A 21,683-nucleotide genomic window follows, 5' to 3' on the forward strand; every position below is an offset into this window, starting at 1 on the left:
ACCGGGTCTTGGCATCGACGAGAAGGCCTAGGGGACATTCCTGATGCCTAACCGGTGATGGCTTGCGATGATGGAGCAGGTTTTTCGTCGCCTGAACTATCGGGACCGAAAGGAATGGAACGCGAAGTGAACCAGCGGGCAGCCGATCCTGCAATCGAGACCGCTGGCAATCAGGGTGCAACAGAACACAGACTGGCCAAGCCCGCGATTCTGGACGTCATAGAAATTTTCAAGATCCTGGGAAAGCGGTCCGTGCTCAACGGGCTCTCCCTGTCGATTTGCGAGGGCGAGATCCTCGGATTGTTCGGTCCGGACGGTGCAGGAAAGACAGTCGCACTGCAATGCATCCTCGGTCTGATGAAGGCCGATCGGGGTCAGATCATTCTCCAGGGACAGGACGTGACGCGGCTCCCTTTCTATCGCCGGGCGCTTCTCGGAATGGGGTTTCTGCCGCAGGAGCCGTCGATTTTCAGAGGTTTGACGGTCGCTCAAAATATCATGACAATGGTCGAGTCTGTAGAACCCGATCCGCGGCTGCGGGCCGAACGCCTTGACGGCTTGCTTGCCGACCTCGGTATCGCACATTTGCGAGACACGCGCGCCACCGCCCTGTCAGGCGGGGAACGGCGACGCTGCGAGATTGCGCGGTCACTCGCGGCGGAACCTGTCATCATGCTGCTGGACGAGCCCTTTGCGGGAATCGACCCGCTCACAATCGAAAGCATCGAGCATTTGATACTGGCAATGAAGAGACGCGGCATCGCAGTGCTAATGACAGACCAGAACGTCGACGTGATGATGGAGCTGATCGATCGTGCCTGCGTCATCGACGAGGGAGTGCCGATCTTCGAGGGGTCGCCGCAGGAAATGCTGCAAAATCCGATCGTGATCGAACATTATCTTGGCTCCGAGGATTGAGCGCTGCCTGCCCGCCCCGGTTTGATCAGGCATCCCATGGCGCAAAAGTCGGCCACAGTTCCCGAATAGGCTTGGGCAAGGCGCGATAAACATTTTCGACCTGCCCGGTGGACAGATGCCGGTCGAGCACTCCGACAACGGCTTCGATAGCCGCCGTTGCACCGACCGTTCGCGCGTCGGCAAGACCATCGGCGATGTGTTGGCGGAATTCGTCGGCCGTATGCCATCCTGCCGGCATTTTCGATGGGTCGAATCCTGCGTAATAGGTACCGCGAACAAGCAGTGGAAGCTGGGCACCGAAGTGGGCCGCCAGTTCGACCGGAAGACGGTCACGCAGCGTTTGCAGAACGACGGAAAGCACCCTCCAGGCCAGACCCCGGTCCGGACCGATCTCCTCCATGATTTCATCGAGCCAGATATGCGTCGCTTGCAGGGTCTTGTCGAAGACTTCGAGGCCGGTCGTGCTCATGATCATTTCCTTGGTTGCGGTGCCATGATCCAATCAGTCTAGGCCGGCCTTGGCGACGCCACACTAAGGGAACTTCCGGATTTGGTCCGGGCAAGCGGAGCATCGAAGGAACATGGCCCCGGCTCGCTGAGACACCGGGGCCAAAGCCGTAGCGAGCGGCATCAACCATCTCGCTCTTTAACGGCTGTCAGGAGACGGGGAACGGAATTCCGAAACCCCCGGACAGCCCGGCCTAAGCACTTGTCTTGGTATGAACTTCGATTTTCCGTTTCTGCGCCTTGGAATCGGAATTGCGCGGTATCGAGATGCGCAACATTCCGTCTGAAGCTTCCGCATCGATGTCTTCGGTAAGCGCGTCGGCCGGCAGGGAAATCCGCCGCTCGAACGATCCGTAAGCGCGCTCGCTGATCACATAGTCACAGTCTTCCTCGCGGCGCTCTTCCTTCTTCTCTCCCTTGAGGATCAGCATGTCGCGGTCGATCTGCAGCTCGATATCCTTGCTTGATACTCCGGGGATCTCGGCAGTGATCGTATAGGCTTTGTCCGTCTCGGTCATTTCGATCGCGGGCGCAGCCGGGAACTGAAACGCAGACCACCGGGTGGGAAGGTCCTCGATAAGATGATCTACGCCAGTCCGCACTCTGTTGAGTGGTTCGAAAAAACGCTCGGCAAAGCTGGGCTGAATATTTCGGCGCGGTGCAACCTGTGTCTGATTTTCCATGGTCTGATCCTTCCTTCCGAGAACTATCAAACCTGGCTACCTGCGGAGACGGGCCCCGACGATACGCAAACTTCCGTAGCAGCAACCCTGTTCCGCCTGGCCGATCACTTTCATATTGACGAGAACCGATGGCAATTCAGATGTATCGTAAAATGTCATGAAGTCCTCTATGCACGAATCGGATCGTATCGGGCTTGACTTCCGATACGCATATGCTGGCAATCAATGTCCAGCCGGAGGAAAGTTACGAGAGCGTGATAAATGACCGATACTGCAGCTGGTTCTGAACAATTCGCTGAGGCCTTCAGCGAGATCGAAAGACTGCATGCTCTTATCGATATGATCCCGGACGCGATGGTGATTATCGATAAAAGAGGCACCATCAAGGCGTTCAGCAAGGGTGCGGAACACATGTTCGGTTATAGCGAAAAACAGGTGCTGGGCGAAAACGTAAGCGTCTTGATGCCTTCACCCGATCGCGAAGCCCACGACGGCTACATCAGTCACTATCTTCGCACCGGCGAGAAACGCATGATCGGGACGCGGCGCATCACGACCGCTCGCCGACGCAACGGCAACACTTTTCCAATCGAATTGTCGGTGGGCGAAATGCCTGTGTCAGGAAAACGCCATTTTTCGGGATTCATCCGCGATCTGACAGATTCCAAACAAAAGGAGCAAACGCTGCAGGCCCTGCAGGCCGATCTTGCGCATGTGTCACGAATCTCGTCGATGGGCGGAATGGCCAACTCGATTGCACATGAGTTGAACCAGCCGCTTACGGGGATCACGAACTATTCCGCTGCGGCGATCGATCTGTTGGAAGATGCCTCTGCATCCCATATCGATGATGTGCGCCACGCCCTGACCGAATGCCGCAAAGAAGCTCTTCGTGCGGGAGACATCATTCGCAAACTGCGTGAATTCATTGCGCACGGGGATACTACTCTCGAGATAGCCGATCTGCGCCGGCTGGTGAATTCGGCAACGGCTCTTGCGCTTGTCAATGGCGATGGACGTGACGTTGACTTCGCAAGTCAGTTCGATCCGCGCTGCGAAAACGTGCTGGCTGTCCCGGTCCAGATACAACAGGTCCTCGTCAATCTAATCCGCAATGCGCTCGAAGCCATGCATGAAACGGCCAGCAAGCGCATCCGGGTATCAAGTTCTTACGAGCCGAGAGGAATGGTTCGTGTCACCGTCAGCGACAGCGGTCCGGGGCTGGATCCGCATATTGCTGAACGCCTTTTCCATCCCTTCATCAGCACGAAAGCGAGCGGCATGGGACTGGGACTGTCGATATGCCATACGATCATCAACGCTCACGGCGGCAGGATCGAGGCTGGACCCTCGGAACTGGGAGGGACGGATTTCTCGTTCACCCTCAAGAGCGCGGAACTTGGAGGCGACAATGACTGAATATCCGGTCTATCTGGTCGATGACGATCCATCCATCCGGCGCTCGGTCGGGTTCATGCTGCGCACTTCCGGCCACCAGGTCCAGACCTTTGACAGCGGAACCGAATTGCTCGGCAAGGTCGACAAACTCGATCCCGGCTGCATACTCATCGATGTCCGGATGCCCGGACCCGACGGCCTGCAAGTTCTGGAAGAGATTGTACATCGGGGAATTGGGTTGCCGGTCGTCGTCATGACCGGACACGGAGACGTGGATATTGCCGTCAGAGCCATGAAGGCCGGCGCGGTCGACTTTATTGAAAAGCCGTTCGACAAACCCGTCCTGCTCGCTGCGATCAACGAAGCATCGCAGCGCTTGAATAACAAGCACCGGCGAAGCGAAGCCCGGGCCGAAGCACGGGCACGGCTCGGACCCCTCACCACACGCGAATACGAGGTTCTGGAAGGACTGGTCAACGGCTATCCGAACAAGACCATTGGCTACGACCTTGGCATCAGCCCCCGCACAGTCGAAATCCATCGCGCCAATCTCATGTCCAAGCTCGAAGTGCACAATCTGTCCGATTTGTTGCGTGTCGCCTTTGCTGCAGGCGTGGGTGACGTCGCCGAGGATTAGGCGCGGCTCATTCCGGCACCAGTTTTGCGACTATGAACGGCAAGAGCTGATTGTCGGGCTCGGTCACTTCAACTGTCGCGCCCAAGACCATCCTGCAATCAGACATGCTTGCAAAGCAACACTCGGTCGCGTCATCGCCTACATCGCAGAACCGCCAACCGTGCGGGATTTTTGTGAGGTATCCGGACTGGTCGCGCTGGCTGGGCCAAAATCTTCGCACCGTGGCCCTCCTGGGCTCGTTCCTGACCATAGCCTCGTCAATGTGTCCCGAACCGTCCACGGGGATGCGCAGCAGATAGCCTCGACAGGCTGATCCCTCGCGAACGTCGGCTGAAGGGGCAAGCTCGAGTGTGACAAGACTCCAACTGCTCATGTGGTGCTGCTTTGCCTTTCTGGCAGCCACTATCGGAGCGGACATCACCCCTGCGAATACGCAAATTGCCTGAGTTCATTTCAGGACAATTGCGTAATTCGAAATGTCCTTGCGATCGCTAAAAACCGGAACTGCAAGCCAATAGGCGGAGGGAATGCCATGCGCTCGATATTGCTCCACATATTTGATGATGAAGGGTTGGAGGCACGGCTGCAGGCGGCGTTAGACCTGGCCCGCAGTTTCGATGGCCATGTGACCTGCGTGCAGGCGGTGCCATTCGAATTCGGAGTGCCGAGCGACTCGTATCTCTCCAAGGCGATGGAGATGGCGGCTGCTTTCCGCGCAAGCGCAGATCGGTTCCAGGAAGAGTTGGAGAGCAAACTGGCGGGCGAGGATGTCAGGTGGGACTGGATCCGCAGCAGCGGCGATGCATTCGATGAGATCGCACGATTGGCGCCACTTTCCGAGATCGTCGTTCTCGGCGCGCGGAATCCCACTGGCGAACCGGGACTTCCCTCGCGCCTTGCATCCGAAACGGTTGTGAGCGTCAGGCCGCCGGTCCTGCTGGTTCCGCCGACTGCTGCAAGCCTCAAGCTTGACGCGCCAGCCATTATTGCCTGGAATGGTTCTTCCGAGTGTGCCCATGCGCTGCAGGCTTCGTTGCCACTGCTTCGGCAGGCGGCGGAGGTCCATATACTTCCGGTCCGCGAGAGAAAAACGAGAAACAACGGCAAGCGCCTGTCCGCGATGGATGCCGCAAAATTTCTCTCGAGACATCAAATCGAGCCGATCATCACCGAATTATCACACGAGGATGGCAACTCGATTGCGGCCACGCTGATTGACGCTGCACAGGTCCGCAAGGTCGGGCTTTTCGTGATGGGCGCCTATGGCCGTTCCCGTTTCCGCGAACGCGTGCTTGGCGGGGTTACCCGCGACATGCTGTGCGATCCGGCAACACCTCTGCTGCTCAGCCACTAGCTATCCCACTGCCTCTTGCGGGAATTCGTCTGGGCCCCGATCCGGCTCGGCAACATCCGGCGCAGGTGGCTCAATTTCCGGTGGGCTGGCCGGAGCAGGCGGGTCGGGCGGCACAGGTCTTTCAGGCGGCGACTGCGGCTCGATCCGGTCGGGCTCGTGCGGCGGAGTACTTGCCATGGGGCGTCCTTTGTCCTGGCTTGGGTCCGATCACGCCACCTTCGGTCCATGGACTTTGATGATCGATACGTAACCTCCCGCATGGTCATCAAAAAACTACTTCGCGGCAGCAGGAGCTCACCGACCGGGCGCCCCCCAGTCTAAGGAGCATCCCCTAAAGACCGATCGGGCAAATCCGCCAAAAATCGCGCGCAGACCATGTTCCAAGGGCAATTCCTGCGCCGATGAAGAAAGGACCATCATGACCTTCGAGATCAAGACAATCGCGCGAATGGCGGCCATTCTTGCCGTGATCTTGCTCGCGGTTTTCCTCGCCAGCAGGAGCTACCCGCAAATCACCGGGGAAATCGGGGAAGACATCGATATCGGGCTGAAAGCGCCCGACATGTCGTTTTTTTCGGCCGATAAGATCAACCTCGAGGTGAACAGCTCGGACGATGTGTTTGCAGCTGGTGGTACGGTGAATGTAAACACGACTAGTGCAGATCATCTGGTCATCGCCGGCGGCGAAGTTGAGGTCAGAAACGTGACCATCGAGGACCTGTTCGCCGCCGGCGGTGAACTCGATCTGGTGACCGGAACAGTCGCTGACGATATCGTCGTGGCGGGCGGTCAGATCACAGTGAGAAAGACATTCGAAATAGGTGGCTCCGCCGTGATTGCGGGTGGAGAGGCGCTGATCGAAGCACCCGTGCCCGTCGATCTTCGCGTTGGCGCAGGGACAGTCTACCTCAATTCCCGTGTGGGCGGCGATGCACGCCTTAGCGGCGATACGGTCACGCTCGGACCCGAAGCGGTGGTTGATGGCGATCTTCTTTACCAGACGGAGAATCTGGTGATCGAGCCCGGTGCGGTCGTAACCGGTCAGCGCAGGGCTATGCCGGCCGAGGACCATTCCACATTCGAAACCTGGGGCCGCGGCGCGGGTGAACTTTTCGGCAAGCTCTTCCTTGCTGCGACGCTTGGTTTTGCCGTGCTCGTCCTGGCAGTCGCTGCAGCTGTTCCCAGCCTCATGCGATCCTCCGCAGCGTTCATCAAATCCAGGCCCCTGCAGAGCGCGGGGATCGGCGCACTGATAGCGATCGGCACGCCGGTCGCAATCGTCCTGCTATTCGCCAGCGTGATCGGTGCTCCCCTCGCCATGCTCCTGATCGCTATCTGCCTGGCGATTACTCCAGTGGCGATCGCGGCGACCGCGTTCTTCGTTGGCATGGAAAGTCGCAGGGTCGCGACCAAGGCGGAGGAGCCCCCGACCGGTTGGGGCGGACGCGTGCTTTGGCCCGGGCTGGGCGCGCTGGTGATACTGCTGCTCGGGATGATACCTTTCCTGGGCATCCTCGTCTGGCTCTTCGCTCTGCTCTTCGGCCTGGGCGCAGTAGCAAGCCGGGGAGGTCGCGCTCTTGCCATGAACGCTTGACCAGTGGCTGCGCACGCAGTCGACCGGAGGATGCTCTCCCGGATCCAGAGCGCACCGGGATTCATTGCAGCGCTTGATCAGAGCGGTGGATCGACGCCGCGCGCACTCGAAGTCTACGGAATCCGCCGCGATGTCTATCCGGACGAAACCACCATGTTTGCGCTGATCCATGAAATGCGAGTGCGGATCATGACATCCCCCAGCTTCGGGAACGGCAAGATCATCGGCGCGATCCTTTTCGACCGGACTGCTGAAGGCGCCGTTCACGGTCAGCCGGTGCCCGCGTTTCTGCGTGAACGTGACATCGTCCCCTTCCTCAAGATCGACAAGGGATTGGAAGATCAGGCCGACGGTGTGCAGCTGATGCGGTCCATACCGGATCTTGATCGCGTGCTCCACAACGCGCGCTCGGCGGGCATGGCGGGCACGAAGGCTCGCTCACTCATTCATGCCCCCTCGCCCAGTGGCATAAGGGCGGTTGTTGCGCAACAGTTCATGCTCGCGAAACGCATTATGGATCGTGGACTCGTGCCCATTATCGAGCCGGAAGTGCATCTGGAGAGTGAGGATCGCGAACGATGCGACGCCATCCTTACGCGGGAGCTGGCGACGCAGCTCGATATGCTTTCAGAGGACAGGCAGGTTATCCTGAAGCTATCATTGCCTGTCCACCCCAACCTCTATGAAGACCTGATAGACCACCCGAGAACCGCGCGCGTCGCGGCGCTTTCCGGTGGCCACTCGCGCAAGCAGGCCTGCGCTGAGCTGGCCAGGAATAGCGGCATGATCGCGAGTTTCTCGCGCGCACTGCTCCAAGATCTGCGCAGCACGATGAGCGACGCCGAGTTCGATCGCACCCTTGGGGCCGCCATCGAGCAAATCTACCGCGCCTCGACCGAAAAGGTGGCAAACGCGATCGAGACTTGAATGCTTGCCAAGGGCATCGTCGGGCATGGTCGGGCATGGCGCCTTGTGGCGAATGTCGCCGGGTGCGCGATTCATGGCTCGTAGGCTGTGACGACCTTGACGATGTCGTCAGCCGCCAAATTGACAACGTCCTTGCCGATTTCCGCAATTATGCTTTGCTCAAGCATGTGCGGGCAGTGCTTGCGAAAAGTGCCGAGGACCGATGGTGCGGCGAGCACGATCACCGAAGCGCCTTCTTTTGCTTGAGCTTCGGCCAGCAGTTGGACCGCATCGATGGCGAAGCGGCGCTCCTCCTCTTCATGCCAATCCGTATCGCCCACTGCACTGCGCCGCGACCCTATGCGGGAGAAGGAACGCCCCGGACGATCCGTACCCTTCAGGCTCGTCCGCGGATTCTCCGTCGCCCGTTCCTCGACAGTCTGGAGCACAGGTGTCGGCACATCCCCTGTGTTGCGCATCAGCAGCATTTTCCCGCCATCCAAGGCCATGACCAGCGTTCCATGTGCGATCTTCAACTGACCTCTCCCGGTTTCCAGAATACCCATGCGCCAGAATGCCTGGCCTGGCTGATGCTAATCGGCGCAACGTCGCCGCTCATTACGGGAAGCTCCTGATCTGCCGCCACGGCAGTTGCCTCCCGTGATTGCGGAACATTGCGTAGTTACACCTGTCCCGCCCCTGCCCGATGAAAGCGCAGTCAGGATTTCTCGGAACAGGGAGAATTGGCTTGGCTTTTGCCACCATAACCAAACCCACTTCCGCCAAGCGTGCGGCTGTCATGCAGGAATATGAAACCGCTTCCAGACAGCTGAGTTGGGACATTTTCCGATCATGGCTCGATTCAGAGCCCGACAGCTGGCTCAACATCGCTCACGAGGCGGTCGACGCTCATGTCATGCATGGTGGTGGAAGCAAGGACGCCTTGCGCTGGTTCGGCAAGAATGGCGAGCGCCGATCGCTTACCTATGCCGATCTCGAGCGTGAAACGGATCGGTTCGCTCGCCTGCTCGCCGATCGCGGCTTCGGTATGGGAACGCGGGTCTTCTCGTTGCTTGGGCGGGTGCCGGAGCTTTATTGCGCCGCGCTCGGCACCTTGAAGGCAGGTGGTATCTTCTGTCCGCTTTACTCGGCATTCGGGCCGGAACCGATCCGGGCCCGCATGGAACTGGGCAGGGCCCAGGTATTGCTCGTGAGTCCGCAGGACTACAGAAAGAAAATCGCCGAAGCTCGCAAGACACTGCCTGACCTTGAACTCGTCCTGCTCACGCCAGGCACCGAGGAGCTCGTGCCTGATACGGTGGATTTGGCCGAAGCTCTGGATGCAACCTCATCTGAATTCACATGTGTTCAGACCATGCCCGAAGACCCGGCGCTGCTCCATTTCACCAGCGGAACAACGGGCAAGCCGAAGGGTGTGCTCCATGTCCATGAAGCTGTGGTGATGCACAATGCGACCGCCCGGCTCGCGCTCGACCTGAGGCCTGAAGACATCTTCTGGTGCACTGCCGACCCCGGCTGGGTCACCGGCACTTCATACGGCATCATCGCACCTTTGTGCGTCGGCGCGACGCTGGTTATCGAAGAAGCGGAATTCGAGGCGGAGCGCTGGTATGCGCTGCTCGAGCGGGAGCGGGTCACTATCTGGTACACCGCGCCAACCGCGATCAGGCTGCTGATGCGCGCAGGCGCCGAGCTTGCCCGCAAGCACGACCTTTCGCACCTGCATTTCCTCGCCAGCGTCGGCGAGCCGCTCAACCCCGAAGCGGTGGTCTGGAGCAACGAGACTTTCGGCATGCCGTTCCACGACAATTGGTGGCAGAGCGAAACCGGCGGGATCATGATCGCGAACTACGCGGCAATGGACGTCAAACCAGGTTCGATGGGCAAACCGCTACCGGGCGTTGAAGCGGGTATCCTGGAAGTCGGCGAAGATTACGTGACGCCGATTGCAGAACCCATGACCCCCGGGCATCTCGCAATTCGCAGCGGCTGGCCATCGATGTTCCGTGACTATCTCGATCAGCATGAACGCTACGAAAAATCGTTCCGCGATGGCTGGTATCTGACCGGCGATCTCGCGATGCAGGATGCCGACGGCTATTTCTGGTTCGTCGGGCGGGCCGATGATGTCATAAAGTCTGCCGGGCACCTGATCGGTCCGTTCGAAGTCGAAAGTGCGCTGGTCGAGCACCCTGCGGTCGCCGAAGCTGCGGTGATCGGCGTGCCGGACGAACGCGCGGGCGAGATCGTAAAGGCGTTCGTAACGCTCAATGCAGGGTTCGCAGCATCCGACGATCTGATCAAGGACCTGCTCGGCCACGCGCGCAAGAAGCTGGGCGCGGCAATCGCGCCGCGGCAGATAGAAGTGCGGGATGACCTGCCGCGCACGCGCTCGGGCAAGATCATGCGGCGCCTGCTGAAAGCGCGCGAACTGGGCCTGCCTGAAGGCGACACCTCCACTCTCGAGGCTCCAGGGTGAGCGACCCGGCGATCAAGGTCCGGCTCACGCGCAAGCATTGCCGCACGTTGCTCCACCAGATGCTGCGCGTTCGCCGGTTCGAGGAGAAATGCGCCGAACTCTACACACAGGAAAAGATCCGCGGCTTCCTTCATCTCTATATTGGCGAGGAGGCCGTCGCGACCGGTGTCATGCAGGCACTGGGCCCCGAGGACGCGGTCGTCGCCACATATCGTGAGCACGGTCATGCGCTGCTCAAAGGTGTATCCGCCGAGGCGATCATGGCCGAAATGTATGGCAAGCAGGAAGGCTGCAGCCGCGGGCGCGGAGGCTCCATGCACCTGTTTGACGCAGAGACGCGGTTCTATGGCGGGAATGCCATTGTCGCGGGCGGATTGCCGATCGCAGTCGGCCTTGCTCTCGCCGACAAGTTGTCCGGCCGCAAGCGAGTGACAGCCTGCTTTTTCGGCGAAGGCGCGGCGGCAGAGGGAGAGTTCCACGAAAGCCTCAATCTCGCAGCGCTGTGGCGGCTGCCTGTCCTCTTCGTGTGCGAGAACAACCTCTATGCGATGGGTACTGCTCTCGACCTGAGCGAGTCCGAGACCGACATCGCGGCCAAAGCGGCGTGCTACCGCATGGGTGCCAAGACGGTCGACGGAATGGACGTGGTCGCGGTCGAGGTGGCCGCACGGCGCGCGGTTGCCTCACTTCATGAAACTGGTGCGCCGCAATTCCTTGAGTGCCGGACATACCGGTTCCGCGCCCATTCGATGTACGATCCGCAGCTCTATCGCGCCAAGGAGGAGGTCGAGCAGTGGAAGGAACGCGGACCGATCAGGCGGTTTCAGGAATGGGCGCTGGCCTCTGGTGAATTGCACCCGGAGGACGTGCAAGAGATCGAAGAAGAAGTCGCGCGCGAGGTTGCCGAAGCGGTCGCATTCGCCGAGGCTGGGACCTTTGAGCCTGCCGAACATCTGCTGCAGCACGTTGGGGCGGAGCGTCGGACATGACGCTGATGACCTATCGCGAAGCCGTACGCAGAGCGATCCGCAAGGCGATGCAGGCGGACGAGCGAGTCTTCTTGATGGGCGAGGATGTCGGCCGCTATGGCGGCTGCTATGCCGTTTCGCAGGGTCTGCTTGAGGAATTCGGCCCGGAGCGCATCCGCGACACCCCTCTGTCTGAAAGCGCCTTCACCGGTGCGGGCATCGGCGCCGCGCTGGGCGGGATCCGTCCAATAGTCGAGTTGATGACCTGCAATTTCTCGCTGCTCTCGCTCGACCAGATCATGAACAATGCGGCGACCATCCGGCACATGTCGGGCGGGCAGTTTACTGTCCCGGTTGTCATCCGCATGGCGACGGGCGGAGGTCGGCAACTGGCCGCGCAGCATTCGCACAGTCTCGAAGGCTGGTATGCGCATATTCCCGGCATCAGGGTGCTTGCCCCGGCCACGGTCGAGGATGCGGCGGGCATGCTCGGCCCGGCGCTTGAAGATCCCGATCCGGTCCTGATCTTCGAGAACGCGCTGCTCTACAACGACACCGATGATGTGGAAGATCTGGTTGAGGTCGACATCGATCACGGCGCGATCCGCCGCGAAGGCGCCGACATCAGCCTGATTACCTATGGCGGCTCACTCGGCAAGACGCTGAGCGCTGCCGATGCACTTGCTGCCCAGGGCATTTCTGCCGAAGTGCTCGACCTGCGCGTTCTGCGCCCGCTCGACGAGGCGGCGATCCTGGCAACCGTGGCCAAAACCCGGCGCTGCGTCATCATCGACGAAGGATGGCGATCCGGCAGCCTTGCGGCTGAGATCATGGCGCGAATTATCGAAGGTGCTTTCTGGACGCTGGACGCCCCGCTCTCTCGCGTCTGCAGCGAAGAGGTGCCCGTACCCTATGCACGGCATCTGGAGGAAGCGGCCCTGCCCAGCACAGACAAGATCGTCATTGCCGCGCTGGCGGTGCTGGGCCGATAGCTATGGGCACTTTCGTCATGCCCTCGCTTGGCGCCGACATGGCAGCAGGAACGCTGGTCGAATGGCTGAAACAGCCCGGCGATGCCGTGGAGCAAGGCGACATCATTGCCGTTGTGGAAACCGACAAGGGCGCAATCGAAGTCGAAGTTTTCGAAAAGGGCCACATCGGTGAATTGCTGGTCGAAGCGGGAAACGTGGTTCCGGTTGGCACTCCGCTCGCGCGGATCGACGGCTCTGAGATGGCGGGTGAGCAATCATCCATCCGACCCGCGCAACCAGAGATCAAGACAGCAGCGCCTCGCGTTGCCCCTGCCCGCCAATTGGTTTTTCCTCGCGGTACCGGCCAAGGTCCTCGCGCCTCGCCCGCGGCACGCAAACACGCTGCCGAACTGGGGATCGACCTGGCCACGGTGAAGGGTAGCGGACCGGACGGTGCCATCCAGCTTGTCGATGTCGAAAGGGCTGAACGCATGCGGCCCGAGGCTGTGTCGGACCCGGGTCCCGACCTTTCCGCCATGCGCCGCGCCATTGCCGCAGCCATGTCCCGCTCGAAACGTGAAATCCCGCATTATTATCTCACGCACCGGTTCGATCTTTCGGCCACTCTGGGTTGGCTGGATCATTACAATGCCGAGCGCCCGCCGCCCGGGCGCTTGCTGCTTGGTGCGCTGCAGCTGAAGGCGGTGGCTGTCGCCTTGAAAGAATTTTCGGAATTCAATGGCTTTTACAGCAAAGAGGGTTTCGCAGCGTCCCCTGACGTCCATCTCGGCACTGCGGTCGCGATCAGGGGCGGCGGTCTGGCCGCGCCCTGTATTCGGCACGCCGACACTCTCACCCTGAGCGAGCTGATGGAAAGCCTGCGCGGTCTTGTCACACGCACCCGTCGTGGACAGTTCCGCTCTTCGGAAATCGCCGATGCAACCGCGACCGTTTCCAGCCTCGGTGACCGCGGGGTCGAAAGTCTACTGCCTGTGATCTACCCGCCGCAAGTGTCGATCGTCGGCTTCGGCAGCGTGATGCAGCAACCTTGGGCCGTGGAGGAAGGGCCCGTTGTATGTCCGGTCATAACCGCCTCACTGGCGGGCGATCACCGCGCAAACGACGGACACCGCGGCGCGCTGCTGCTGAGGCGGATCGAACAGCTTTTATCGGAACCGGACAAGCTATGACCTATGAAGAAGCACGCACCATCGTAATTGAGGAAATCGAGACTATTGCGCCCGATGTCGCCCCCGTGGCCATAGGGGACGCCGAGGACGTGCGTGAGGCGCTCGATCTCGATTCGATGGATATCTACAACCTTATTGCCGCACTACACATGCGGCTCGAAATCGACATACCGGACAGGGACGCTGCGCAGTTTGTGACAATTGGCGGTGCCGCTCGCTGGTTGGAGGAGCATGCAGCCCGGCATCGAGCGGGATCGGCGCAAGGAAGCGACTGACAAAAAAGAGGCGACCCGAGGGCCGCCTCCTAAGTTTTGCCAATCTCTTGGCTTCGGGTCGCGGTAATACCTATCCCCGTTCCTCTTGCTTCAGTATCTAGGTAATTATCCGTAAATTGTTTCATGGAGGGTGCGGAGCCAACGCTGCCCATGATACTGTTTTTTCAAAGAAATTCTTGCACGAGCCAGTAGATGGTCGAGGCTGTCAGGACTGTGCCGACGATCACCAGCATCACTGGCGCAGGAAGATACTTCGCGGCGAGCGCACCAAGAGGAGCGGCAAGTACACCCCCTAAAAGCAATCCCAGTGTCGCGGCAGTAAACTCTTCGAGCCCGAGATGGAGGAGGAATGCTGCCGATATCGCGATCGCCACGAAGAATTCCGCTGCATTGACAGAACCCACCACTTTGCGCGGCTCGGTGCCCTGGAGCATGAGCCCGGAACTAACCACCGGCCCCCATCCTCCCCCGCCTATCGCATCAAGAATGCCGCCAAGAAAACCCAGCGGAACCGCGCCTTTAGGGGTCTGTTTGCGCGCGGTCTTGCGCAGTCCCTTGCCGATAAGCAAGACGCCGAGCACACCGAGATAGGCGAAAATGAAGGGTCTGATGGCCTCCCCGTCCAGCCGCGCAAGCCCGTATGCTCCAAGCACGCCGCCGGCAACTCCCGCAGGTAGAACAAGCAGGAAAAGTCGCTTGTCGATGTTGCCGCTTAAAGCATGGCTGACACCCGACGCAGCTGTCGTGAAACACTTCACGATGTGGATCTGGTAGGATGCCCGCGCGGGCGGCACGCCCATCACACCAACCAGCAAGGCCGAGGCTATTGCGCCAAAGGCCATGCCGAGCGCACCATCGATCAGTTGCGCAAAAAAGCCGATCACGACGAACGGCAAAGCCGCCTGCAAGTCGGTGCCGAGAATTTCCACAATCGCTCTCCCTGCAAACGCAGGGCTTCACGTGCAGCGCGAAGGATCGCGTGGAAATACGTAGTCTATCGTGCCGCATAAGCGGGTACCACGTGGCATCCACAATGCCGGGAATGGCGCGTAGACTGGCTGCAGTTCCATCCGTCAGTTCACTGCAATGGACCGCTCGGGCGAGAAACTCGATGAGACAGGGGTTACGCAATGAAAGCGCAGAGTAGCCGGGCACTGCTGGCCTTCCTCGCCTTGATTGCCTGTCAGGCTCCTGCAGCACCCCATGGCATGGGCGAGAGGTGGTCGAACGCAGACCTCGCGACCCTGGAACGTTGGCTTGATGCAGCTCCGCTCGATGCCTTGCCGGTAATCTCGACGAGCTCGCTCGAACAGGCGAGAAGGTCCGGAGATCCGAAACGGATCGACGACGAGGCTGACCGCTTGTCGCTGCGACTTGCGAGAATGCACCTTCTGGGAACCGCCAACAACTCCGGTCGAGCCAGCTGGCACATCAACGACACAGACGCGGATCTCCCACTCGAAACCATGCTGGCGGGCAGCCTTGCACACGGCAAGCTCGATAGCTTTTTTGCCCTGCTGCGGCCTGCTCACCAAGAGTACGCTGCACTGAGATTTGCCTACCAGATCGACGATGACGCCCAGCACAGGCGCACGATCGCGCGCAATATGGAGCGCTGGCGCTGGATGCCCCGTTCGCTGGGTGAGGATTACGTCCTGGTGAATATTGCCCAGTTCGAGGCGAGCTTGTGGCGCGAGGGCAAGGTCGCGGACAAATGGCGCGTCATCATTGGCAAGCGCCGTACGCCCACCCCTGTGTTCGAGACTGAGATCGAGGGGGTAATTCTGAATCCATGGTGGGAGATCCCCGCCAGCATCGTTCGCGAAAGTGTTGGCTCACTCGTCCGGCGCAACCCGTCGCTCGCCCGGGCTCGCGGCTATGTCTGGGGCGGCGGGCGCTATCGCCAACGTCCTGGGCCGAACAATGCGCTTGGCCAGATGAAGCTGGTCATGCCCAACCGCTTCTCTGTCTTCATGCACGACACCCCGAACAAGCAGCTGTTCGAGGAAGATGTACGATCCTTCAGCCACGGCTGCATCCGCACCGATAATGCGATCGGCTATGCGGCGGCGCTGTTGCAGGACGTCAGAACCCGCGAAGAGATCGATTCCATCGTCGCCTCGGGGAAAACCACAAGGATCGCGATTACAAAACCGTTGCCCCTCTATGTGACCTATTTCACGGCGGTCATTGACGACTCAGGCGATATCATCCTGCTGGACGATCTCTACGACAGGGATCGGCGGGTTTCCGTCCCGGCACCGCTCGCGAATGTGGGCGTCGATGGAGCGGATGCGTCACGATCCTTTCTCCAAGTCAGTTACCTGCAGCCAATGGTTGCTCCTGACCGAAAACTATCGATTTCCGACATCGAGTGTTGAGACGGTCACGACCATAGAAAGCTGCACTGCTCCTGTCTCAGCGCAATACGGACCTATGCGTATGGGTCGTCATGGACGGGTGCCTAGACTGCTCTGACGGGACACACGCGCGTGTCGGCCTGGGAGCCATGGCATGATGGAAGAGGCGAAGCACGGACCACCGGCCCTGATCGGCCCGGACGACCTCGAACTGCTGATTCAAGCGCTTACACACAGCGGCCGTCAGGTTGTCGGTCCGGTTCTGCGCGACGAAGCGATAGTCTACGATCACATCGACAGCATAGCCGACCTGCCCGCCGGATGGACCGATCGGCAGGCTCCGGGACATTACACGCTGGAGCCGCGCGCGGATGCGGCCGTGTTCGGTTATGCAGTGGGCCCGCATTCCTGGAAGCGCTTTCTCCATCCCCCGGTGCAAACAGTGTGGTCGGCCTCCCGCGATGCGGGAGATGGACTGGGTTTTGATCTCGCTCCCGATCCGGCAAGGCCATACGCCTTTGTAGGCGTACGCGCCTGCGAACTGCGCGCCATTGAGATACAGGACAAGGTGTTGCGCGACGGTGCGACGCCCGACCGCGCCTATGTCGCGCGCCGCGACAGAGTCTTTATCGTCGCGGTCAATTGTAGCCAGCCCGCCGAGACCTGCTTTTGCGTTTCGATGGATGCCGGGCCGCGTGCAAAGACCGGCTTCGACCTCGCTCTTACCGAGCTTCTTGATGATGACCTGCACCAATTTCTCGTCGAGATCGGCAGCGAAGCCGGTGCGCAGATGCTCGCGGGTATTCCGCACCGACAAGCCGATGAAACCGCGCTCAGCCAAGCGAATGCGGTGCTGGAGCGAACATCGGCCGGCATGGGCCGTCGCATGGAGACCGACGGGATCAAGGAGCTGCTCCAGAATAATCCCGACCACCCTCGCTGGGACGATGTCGCCAATCGCTGCCTGTCCTGCGGGAATTGCACGATGGTCTGTCCCACGTGCTTCTGCACCACCGCCGAAGATACCGGGGATCTTGCAAATCGCACGGCCGAGCGAGTGCAAAAATGGGATTCCTGCTTTTCGCTCGACTTCTCATATATCCGCGGCGGCAGCGTGCGGAGTTCGACCCGTTCCCGCTATCGCCAGTGGCTCACGCACAAGCTGGCGAACTGGATCGATCAGTTCGGCACTTCAGGATGCGTTGGTTGCGGGCGCTGTATGACGTGGTGCCCGGTCGGGATCGACTTGACCGAGGAAGCTCGCGCCATTCGCGCGGAGACGGGCGTGCCCAAATGAGCGCGGTCGTCTCGACGATGGACCAGATACTTGGGCAACATCGGTTTTTTGCCGATTTCCCGCCCGACTTCGCCGAGCTGATCGCGGGATGCGCACGCAACACCCATTACAAGCCCGGAGAATACCTGGCGCACGAGAGTGACCGCGCCGACAGTTTTTTCATCCTGTCCAAAGGCAAGGTTGCGCTCGAGGTCGCAGTGCCGGGCAAGAGCCCGGTAGTCATAGCCACGTTAGGGGCGCAGGACGTTGTCGGTGTATCTTGGCTGGTGGCGCCCTATTGCTGGCTGTTCGACGCCCGAGTCATGGAGGACATGCGCGGTATCAGCATCGACGCGAAGTGCCTCCGCGTAAAATGCGATGCCGATCATGATCTCGGCTACGAGATGATGAAGCGCCTCTTGCCGGTGCTGACCCAGCGACTGCATGCGACGCGGATGCAGATCCTCGATGTGTACGGCAAGTCCTGATGCCGGATGTGCGATTTGCCCCAGCAGACCTTCTGGTGCCGACACCTTATCGCGTCGTCGAGCGGGTCCGGGAACTGGATGATGTGACAACTCTGCGCCTCGAACCGCGTGGTGGAGAGCGCACTCGCGTCAATCCCGGCCAGTTCAACATGCTCTACGCATTCGGAATTGGCGAAGCCGCGATCAGCGTAAGCGCTGCATGGGAAACCGGGCGCGGGCTTTCGCACACCATCCGCGACGTCGGCATGGTGAGCCATGCACTCTCGCACATGGAGGAAGGTGCCGAGGTCGGGCTGCGTGGACCATTCGGTAGCGGCTGGCCGCTCGACAGGGCGGAAGGCCGGGACATCGTGATCGTGGCAGGGGGTCTCGGTCTTGCGCCGCTGCGCCCGGCCATCGAGGCGGTGCTCGCGAGGCGCGAGCGATATGGGCGGGTCACGGTCCTGATCGGTTTCCGGTCGCCCAAGGATATTCTGTTTCCGCGTCAAATCCGCGACTGGCGCGAGCGGCCCGATGTCGAGCTCCATGCGACTGTCGATCATTCCGCCGCGGATTGGCGCGGTCATGTGGGTGTCGTCCCGACCCTGATCCAGCGCACGGCTTTCGATCCCGAGAACTGTCTGGCATTCGTCTGCGGGCCGGAGATCATGATGCGCTTTAGCGCGCAAGCCTTGCTGGGCGCGGGCGTGAGTCCTGCCCGCATCCACCTGTCGATGGAGCGCAACATGAAATGTGCGATCGGCCATTGCGGGCGCTGTCAGTTCGGTCCGCACTTCGTTTGCAAGGACGGCCCGGTCTTCCCGCTCGAGCTCATTGCCCCGATCCTCTCGGTGCGGGAGATCTGACGCGATGGCAAAGCTCTCGCGCCTCGCCGTCTGGAAATTCGCCTCCTGCGACGGCTGCCAATTGACGCTGCTCGATTGCGAGGACGATTTGCTGGACTTGGCCGGGGCTGTCGACGTCGCCTATTTCCCCGAGGCCTCGAGCAAGATGGCGCAAGGCCCCTACGATCTCTCGCTGGTCGAAGGATCCATCACCACGGCTCACGATGCTGAGCAAATCCGCGACATCCGGGCGCAGTCGAAACATCTCGTCACGATCGGTGCATGCGCCACATCGGGCGGCATTCAGGCGCTGCGCAACTTCGCTGATGTCAGCGACTTCGTCGCGGCAGTCTATGCAAGACCCGATTATATCGACACGCTGGAAACCTCGACGCCAATCTCTGCCCATGTGACCGTCGATTTCGAGCTGCAGGGATGCCCGATCGACAAGCGGCAACTGCTTGAAGTGATCGGCGCCTTTCTTGCCGGCCGCAAGCCGGTCATCCCGCAATACAGCGTGTGCTTCGAATGCAAGCGCCGCGGCAACACCTGCGTCATGGTCTTGGGCGAGCCGTGCCTGGGGCCGGTCACGCAGGCCGGGTGCGGCGCGATCTGTCCGGCCTATCGCCGCGCATGCTACGGGTGTTTCGGCCCGATGGAGGCTCCCAATATTCCTGCCCTGAGCGAGCAGTGGAGACAGCTGGGTGCCGGGAAACGTCAAATCCGCGATGTCCTGCGAACCTTTTACGGCTGGTCCGATCCGTTCCGCCGGGAGAGCGAGGCGCATGACCACTAGAACAATCACGGTCGACTATCTCGCCCGTGTCGAGGGTGAAGGCGCGCTCGACCTGCATATCGAAAACGGCGAGGTCACGGCAGCGGACCTCAGGATTTTCGAGCCGCCTCGCTTCTTCGAAGCGTTTCTGCGCGGCCGCAGCTACACCGAACTGCCTGATATCGTTGCGCGCATCTGCGGCATTTGTCCGATCGCCTACCAGCTGGGTGCCATTCATGCGGTCGAGGATGCGTTCGAAGTGACAGTCGATCCGCAGGTCAGCGCCCTCCGGAGACTGATCTATTGCGGGGAATGGATTCAGAGCCACGCGCTGCATGTCGTTATGCTGCATGCGCCCGATTTCCTCGGCTATCCCGACGCCATCCAAATGGCCCAGCGGCATGGTGATGCCGTGCGCCGCGGTCTTGCCCTCAAACAAGCCGGCAATGCGTTGATGAGTCTGCTCGGCGGGCGCGAGATTCATCCTGTCAGTCTTCGCGCTGGCGGCTTCCATCGTGTGCCGACCAAGCGAGAGCTTGAGGATCTGAGTGAGACAATGAAGCAGGCCCGCGATCTTGCCGAGGAGCTCGTGAAGTGGGTTTCCACATTCCCGTTTCCTGCACTCGAACGCGATTACGAGTTCGTGGCCCTTCGCCACGAGCAAGAATATCCCATCACCGCGGGGCGGCTCGTCTCCAACAAGGGCCTCGACATTGCGATCGAGCGGTTCGAGCACGAGTTCGAAGAGCGACAGGTTCCGCACTCGACAGCGCTGCAATGCCATATGAAGCGCCGCGGTGCCTATCTCGTCGGCCCTATGGCGCGCTACGCGATCAATCATGATCGCCTGCCGCAGTCGGTCCAGGATCTGGCAAGCTCCGCAGGCATCGGCGCTGTCTGCCGCAACCCGTTTCAGAGCATCGTGGTCAGAGCGATCGAAATTCTCCACGCCTGCGACGAAGCCGTGCGGCTGATTGCCGCCTATCAGGAACCCGCCCTGCCCTTCGTGCCGGTGGAACCGCGTGCTGCGGCGGGATTCGGCTGCACGGAAGCCCCAAGGGGGATTTGCTGGCACCGCTATGAATTTGCCGAGGATGGGACGATCCGCGATGCCCGCATCGTACCGCCAACCTCGCAAAATCAGAGCAGCGTCGAAGCCGATTTGCGCGCAGTCGCCGCTCCGCTCGTCGACCAGGATGACGGCACCCTTCGCGCCCGCTGCGAGATGACCATCCGCAATTATGACCCGTGCATCTCGTGCGCGGCACATTTCCTCGACCTCACGGTGCATCGCTCATGAACGCGCCTCACTCGCTGCTGGTGCTGGCGATCGGCAATCCGGATCGGGGAGACGATGCGGCCGCGTGGGAAATCGCCAATGCGATGGACGGATTGCTGCCCGAAGGCGCGACCCTCATGCGGCAGAGCGGCGACCTCTTGTCGATGCTCGATCAGTGGCAGCAGTTCGATGCCATGATCTGTATCGATGCTGCGGCACCGCAGGGGCGCCCGGGCCATATCTCGCGATTTGATCTTGCGACGGGTCCGCTTCCGACTGGTCTGGACGCCCTGTCGAGCCACGCCTTCGGCCTTGGGCAATGCATTGCGCTGGCTGAGCGGTTGGGCTCCGCGCCGGCCCGGATCATTGTTTACGCAATCGAGGGAGAGAGTTTCGCCGTCGGCGAGCCTCTGTCTCACCGGATCGCCGCTGCGGTGACGCCCGCCAGCAAGGCAGTTCTTTCGGAGGCAACGCGATTATTGGAGGGCAAAGTCGATGCATGAAACCGGAATCGTGAGAGATCTTGTCAGTCACCTTGAAACGCTCGCGGATGAGTCCGGCGCGCTTTCGATCGAGCGGGTGTGTGTTTCCCTTGGCGCGCTAAGCCAGTTCTCACCGGCCCATTTTCGCGAGCATTTCGAAGAGGAAGTCCAAGGCACGCTGGCGCAAGGCGCGCGGCTTGAGATCGAGGAAGCGCGCGACCCGGCAGATCCCGACGCACTGCATGTAGTCATCCGTAGCGTCGACCTCGACATCCCGGACGGTCCGGGCTGGTAGACC

Annotated in this window: 24 protein-coding genes; 19 read left to right on the top strand and 5 right to left on the bottom strand. The window is 60.6% G+C overall.

Features of this window, described 5'->3' with window-relative positions; all coding sequences use genetic code 11:
* The first annotated feature begins 114 nt into the window (after positions 1 to 114).
* Positions 115 to 918, top strand: coding sequence for an LPS export ABC transporter ATP-binding protein (gene lptB, locus E0502_RS14525; RefSeq protein ID WP_137678687.1), 804 nt, complete (start codon positions 115 to 117; stop codon positions 916 to 918).
* A 25-nt stretch (positions 919 to 943) separates the two neighbouring features.
* On the opposite strand, the gene E0502_RS14530 is transcribed toward lptB, so the two are convergent.
* Positions 944 to 1,387 (bottom strand): DUF2267 domain-containing protein, encoded by a 444-nt coding sequence (locus tag E0502_RS14530; RefSeq protein ID WP_137678688.1) that lies wholly within the window; start codon positions 1,385 to 1,387, stop codon positions 944 to 946.
* Positions 1,388 to 1,619: 232 nt separating this feature from the next.
* Complete coding sequence (locus tag E0502_RS14535; RefSeq protein WP_137678689.1) at positions 1,620 to 2,108, bottom strand: Hsp20/alpha crystallin family protein; 489 nt, start codon at positions 2,106 to 2,108, stop codon at positions 1,620 to 1,622.
* A 261-nt stretch (positions 2,109 to 2,369) separates the two neighbouring features.
* On the opposite strand from E0502_RS14535, the gene E0502_RS14540 reads away from it, so the two are divergent.
* The 3 genes from E0502_RS14540 to E0502_RS14550 all read left to right on the top strand — a co-directional run bounded on the left by E0502_RS14540 (position 2,370) and on the right by E0502_RS14550 (position 5,497).
* Positions 2,370 to 3,527 (top strand): two-component system sensor histidine kinase NtrB, encoded by a 1,158-nt coding sequence (locus E0502_RS14540; protein WP_137678690.1) that lies wholly within the window; start codon positions 2,370 to 2,372, stop codon positions 3,525 to 3,527.
* Positions 3,520 to 4,143 carry a response regulator transcription factor gene (locus E0502_RS14545; protein ID WP_137678691.1) on the top strand — a complete coding sequence of 208 codons (624 nt, stop codon included), beginning with the start codon at positions 3,520 to 3,522 and terminating at the stop codon, positions 4,141 to 4,143. The genes E0502_RS14540 and E0502_RS14545 overlap by 8 nt, the downstream gene beginning before the upstream one ends.
* Before the next feature lie 532 nt (positions 4,144 to 4,675).
* The gene (locus E0502_RS14550) at positions 4,676 to 5,497 is read left to right on the top strand and encodes a universal stress protein (RefSeq protein WP_137678692.1); all 822 of its coding nucleotides are present in this window, start codon (positions 4,676 to 4,678) and stop codon (positions 5,495 to 5,497) included.
* Here the strand turns inward: E0502_RS14550 and E0502_RS15225 are convergent, their stop codons facing one another.
* Positions 5,498 to 5,674: a hypothetical protein gene (locus E0502_RS15225; RefSeq protein WP_192895967.1), complete on the bottom strand. Its 177-nt coding sequence runs from the start codon at positions 5,672 to 5,674 to the stop codon at positions 5,498 to 5,500. It abuts the gene before it with no gap.
* A gap of 241 nt (positions 5,675 to 5,915) precedes the next feature.
* Here E0502_RS15225 and E0502_RS14555 point away from each other — a divergent pair, with 241 nt between their 5' ends.
* A complete protein-coding gene (locus E0502_RS14555) occupies positions 5,916 to 7,091 on the top strand; it encodes a DUF8173 domain-containing protein (protein ID WP_137678693.1) in 1,176 nt (391 codons plus the stop codon).
* Between the two features lie 30 nt (positions 7,092 to 7,121).
* Positions 7,122 to 8,018 carry a fructose bisphosphate aldolase gene (locus tag E0502_RS14560; RefSeq protein WP_137678694.1) on the top strand — a complete coding sequence of 299 codons (897 nt, stop codon included), beginning with the start codon at positions 7,122 to 7,124 and terminating at the stop codon, positions 8,016 to 8,018.
* Positions 8,019 to 8,089: 71 nt separating this feature from the next.
* Here E0502_RS14560 and E0502_RS14565 read toward each other — a convergent pair whose 3' ends face one another.
* Complete coding sequence (locus tag E0502_RS14565) at positions 8,090 to 8,533, bottom strand: baeRF12 domain-containing protein (protein WP_161593793.1); 444 nt, start codon at positions 8,531 to 8,533, stop codon at positions 8,090 to 8,092.
* Between the two features lie 212 nt (positions 8,534 to 8,745).
* Between E0502_RS14565 and acsA the strand changes: the two genes are divergently transcribed.
* From acsA to E0502_RS14590, 5 genes are read left to right on the top strand one after another with little or no spacing between them, the layout of a single operon-like run.
* Complete coding sequence (gene acsA / locus E0502_RS14570) at positions 8,746 to 10,497, top strand: acetate--CoA ligase (protein WP_240049137.1); 1,752 nt, start codon at positions 8,746 to 8,748, stop codon at positions 10,495 to 10,497.
* A complete protein-coding gene (gene pdhA / locus E0502_RS14575; protein WP_240049139.1) occupies positions 10,494 to 11,486 on the top strand; it encodes a pyruvate dehydrogenase (acetyl-transferring) E1 component subunit alpha in 993 nt (330 codons plus the stop codon). The genes acsA and pdhA overlap by 4 nt, the downstream gene beginning before the upstream one ends.
* Positions 11,483 to 12,457, top strand: a complete 975-nt coding sequence (locus tag E0502_RS14580) for an alpha-ketoacid dehydrogenase subunit beta (RefSeq protein WP_137678697.1) — start codon at positions 11,483 to 11,485, stop codon at positions 12,455 to 12,457. Before pdhA ends, E0502_RS14580 begins: the two co-directional genes overlap by 4 nt.
* 2 nt (positions 12,458 to 12,459) lie before the next feature.
* The gene (locus tag E0502_RS14585; RefSeq protein ID WP_137678698.1) at positions 12,460 to 13,626 is read left to right on the top strand and encodes a dihydrolipoamide acetyltransferase family protein; all 1,167 of its coding nucleotides are present in this window, start codon (positions 12,460 to 12,462) and stop codon (positions 13,624 to 13,626) included.
* The gene (locus E0502_RS14590; RefSeq protein ID WP_137678699.1) at positions 13,623 to 13,901 is read left to right on the top strand and encodes an acyl carrier protein; all 279 of its coding nucleotides are present in this window, start codon (positions 13,623 to 13,625) and stop codon (positions 13,899 to 13,901) included. Before E0502_RS14585 ends, E0502_RS14590 begins: the two co-directional genes overlap by 4 nt.
* A 164-nt stretch (positions 13,902 to 14,065) precedes the next feature.
* Here E0502_RS14590 and E0502_RS14595 read toward each other — a convergent pair whose 3' ends face one another.
* Positions 14,066 to 14,830, bottom strand: a complete 765-nt coding sequence (locus E0502_RS14595; RefSeq protein ID WP_338047333.1) for a sulfite exporter TauE/SafE family protein — start codon at positions 14,828 to 14,830, stop codon at positions 14,066 to 14,068.
* A gap of 201 nt (positions 14,831 to 15,031) precedes the next feature.
* Here E0502_RS14595 and E0502_RS14600 point away from each other — a divergent pair, with 201 nt between their 5' ends.
* The 8 genes from E0502_RS14600 to E0502_RS14635 all read left to right on the top strand — a co-directional run bounded on the left by E0502_RS14600 (position 15,032) and on the right by E0502_RS14635 (position 21,680).
* Positions 15,032 to 16,282, top strand: coding sequence for a L,D-transpeptidase family protein (locus tag E0502_RS14600; protein WP_137678701.1), 1,251 nt, complete (start codon positions 15,032 to 15,034; stop codon positions 16,280 to 16,282).
* 133 nt (positions 16,283 to 16,415) lie between these two features.
* Entirely contained in the window at positions 16,416 to 17,558 is a 1,143-nt protein-coding gene (locus E0502_RS14605; RefSeq protein ID WP_204517974.1) for a 4Fe-4S dicluster domain-containing protein, read from the top strand.
* Positions 17,555 to 18,025, top strand: a complete 471-nt coding sequence (locus E0502_RS14610; protein WP_137678702.1) for a cyclic nucleotide-binding domain-containing protein — start codon at positions 17,555 to 17,557, stop codon at positions 18,023 to 18,025. Before E0502_RS14605 ends, E0502_RS14610 begins: the two co-directional genes overlap by 4 nt.
* Positions 18,025 to 18,870 carry an FAD/NAD(P)-binding protein gene (locus E0502_RS14615; RefSeq protein WP_137678703.1) on the top strand — a complete coding sequence of 282 codons (846 nt, stop codon included), beginning with the start codon at positions 18,025 to 18,027 and terminating at the stop codon, positions 18,868 to 18,870. The genes E0502_RS14610 and E0502_RS14615 overlap by 1 nt, the downstream gene beginning before the upstream one ends.
* A 4-nt stretch (positions 18,871 to 18,874) precedes the next feature.
* Positions 18,875 to 19,645 carry an NADH-quinone oxidoreductase subunit B family protein gene (locus E0502_RS14620; protein ID WP_137678704.1) on the top strand — a complete coding sequence of 257 codons (771 nt, stop codon included), beginning with the start codon at positions 18,875 to 18,877 and terminating at the stop codon, positions 19,643 to 19,645.
* Entirely contained in the window at positions 19,635 to 20,924 is a 1,290-nt protein-coding gene (locus E0502_RS14625) for a Ni/Fe hydrogenase subunit alpha (RefSeq protein ID WP_137678705.1), read from the top strand. The genes E0502_RS14620 and E0502_RS14625 overlap by 11 nt, the downstream gene beginning before the upstream one ends.
* The gene (locus tag E0502_RS14630; protein WP_137678706.1) at positions 20,921 to 21,406 is read left to right on the top strand and encodes a hydrogenase maturation protease; all 486 of its coding nucleotides are present in this window, start codon (positions 20,921 to 20,923) and stop codon (positions 21,404 to 21,406) included. Before E0502_RS14625 ends, E0502_RS14630 begins: the two co-directional genes overlap by 4 nt.
* Entirely contained in the window at positions 21,399 to 21,680 is a 282-nt protein-coding gene (locus tag E0502_RS14635) for a hydrogenase maturation nickel metallochaperone HypA (RefSeq protein WP_137678707.1), read from the top strand. The genes E0502_RS14630 and E0502_RS14635 overlap by 8 nt, the downstream gene beginning before the upstream one ends.
* Positions 21,681 to 21,683: the final 3 nt, after the last annotated feature.

The sequence above is a fragment of the Parerythrobacter lutipelagi genome (genome assembly GCF_005434975.1).
Lineage (GTDB): Bacteria > Pseudomonadota > Alphaproteobacteria > Sphingomonadales > Sphingomonadaceae > Parerythrobacter_A > Parerythrobacter_A lutipelagi.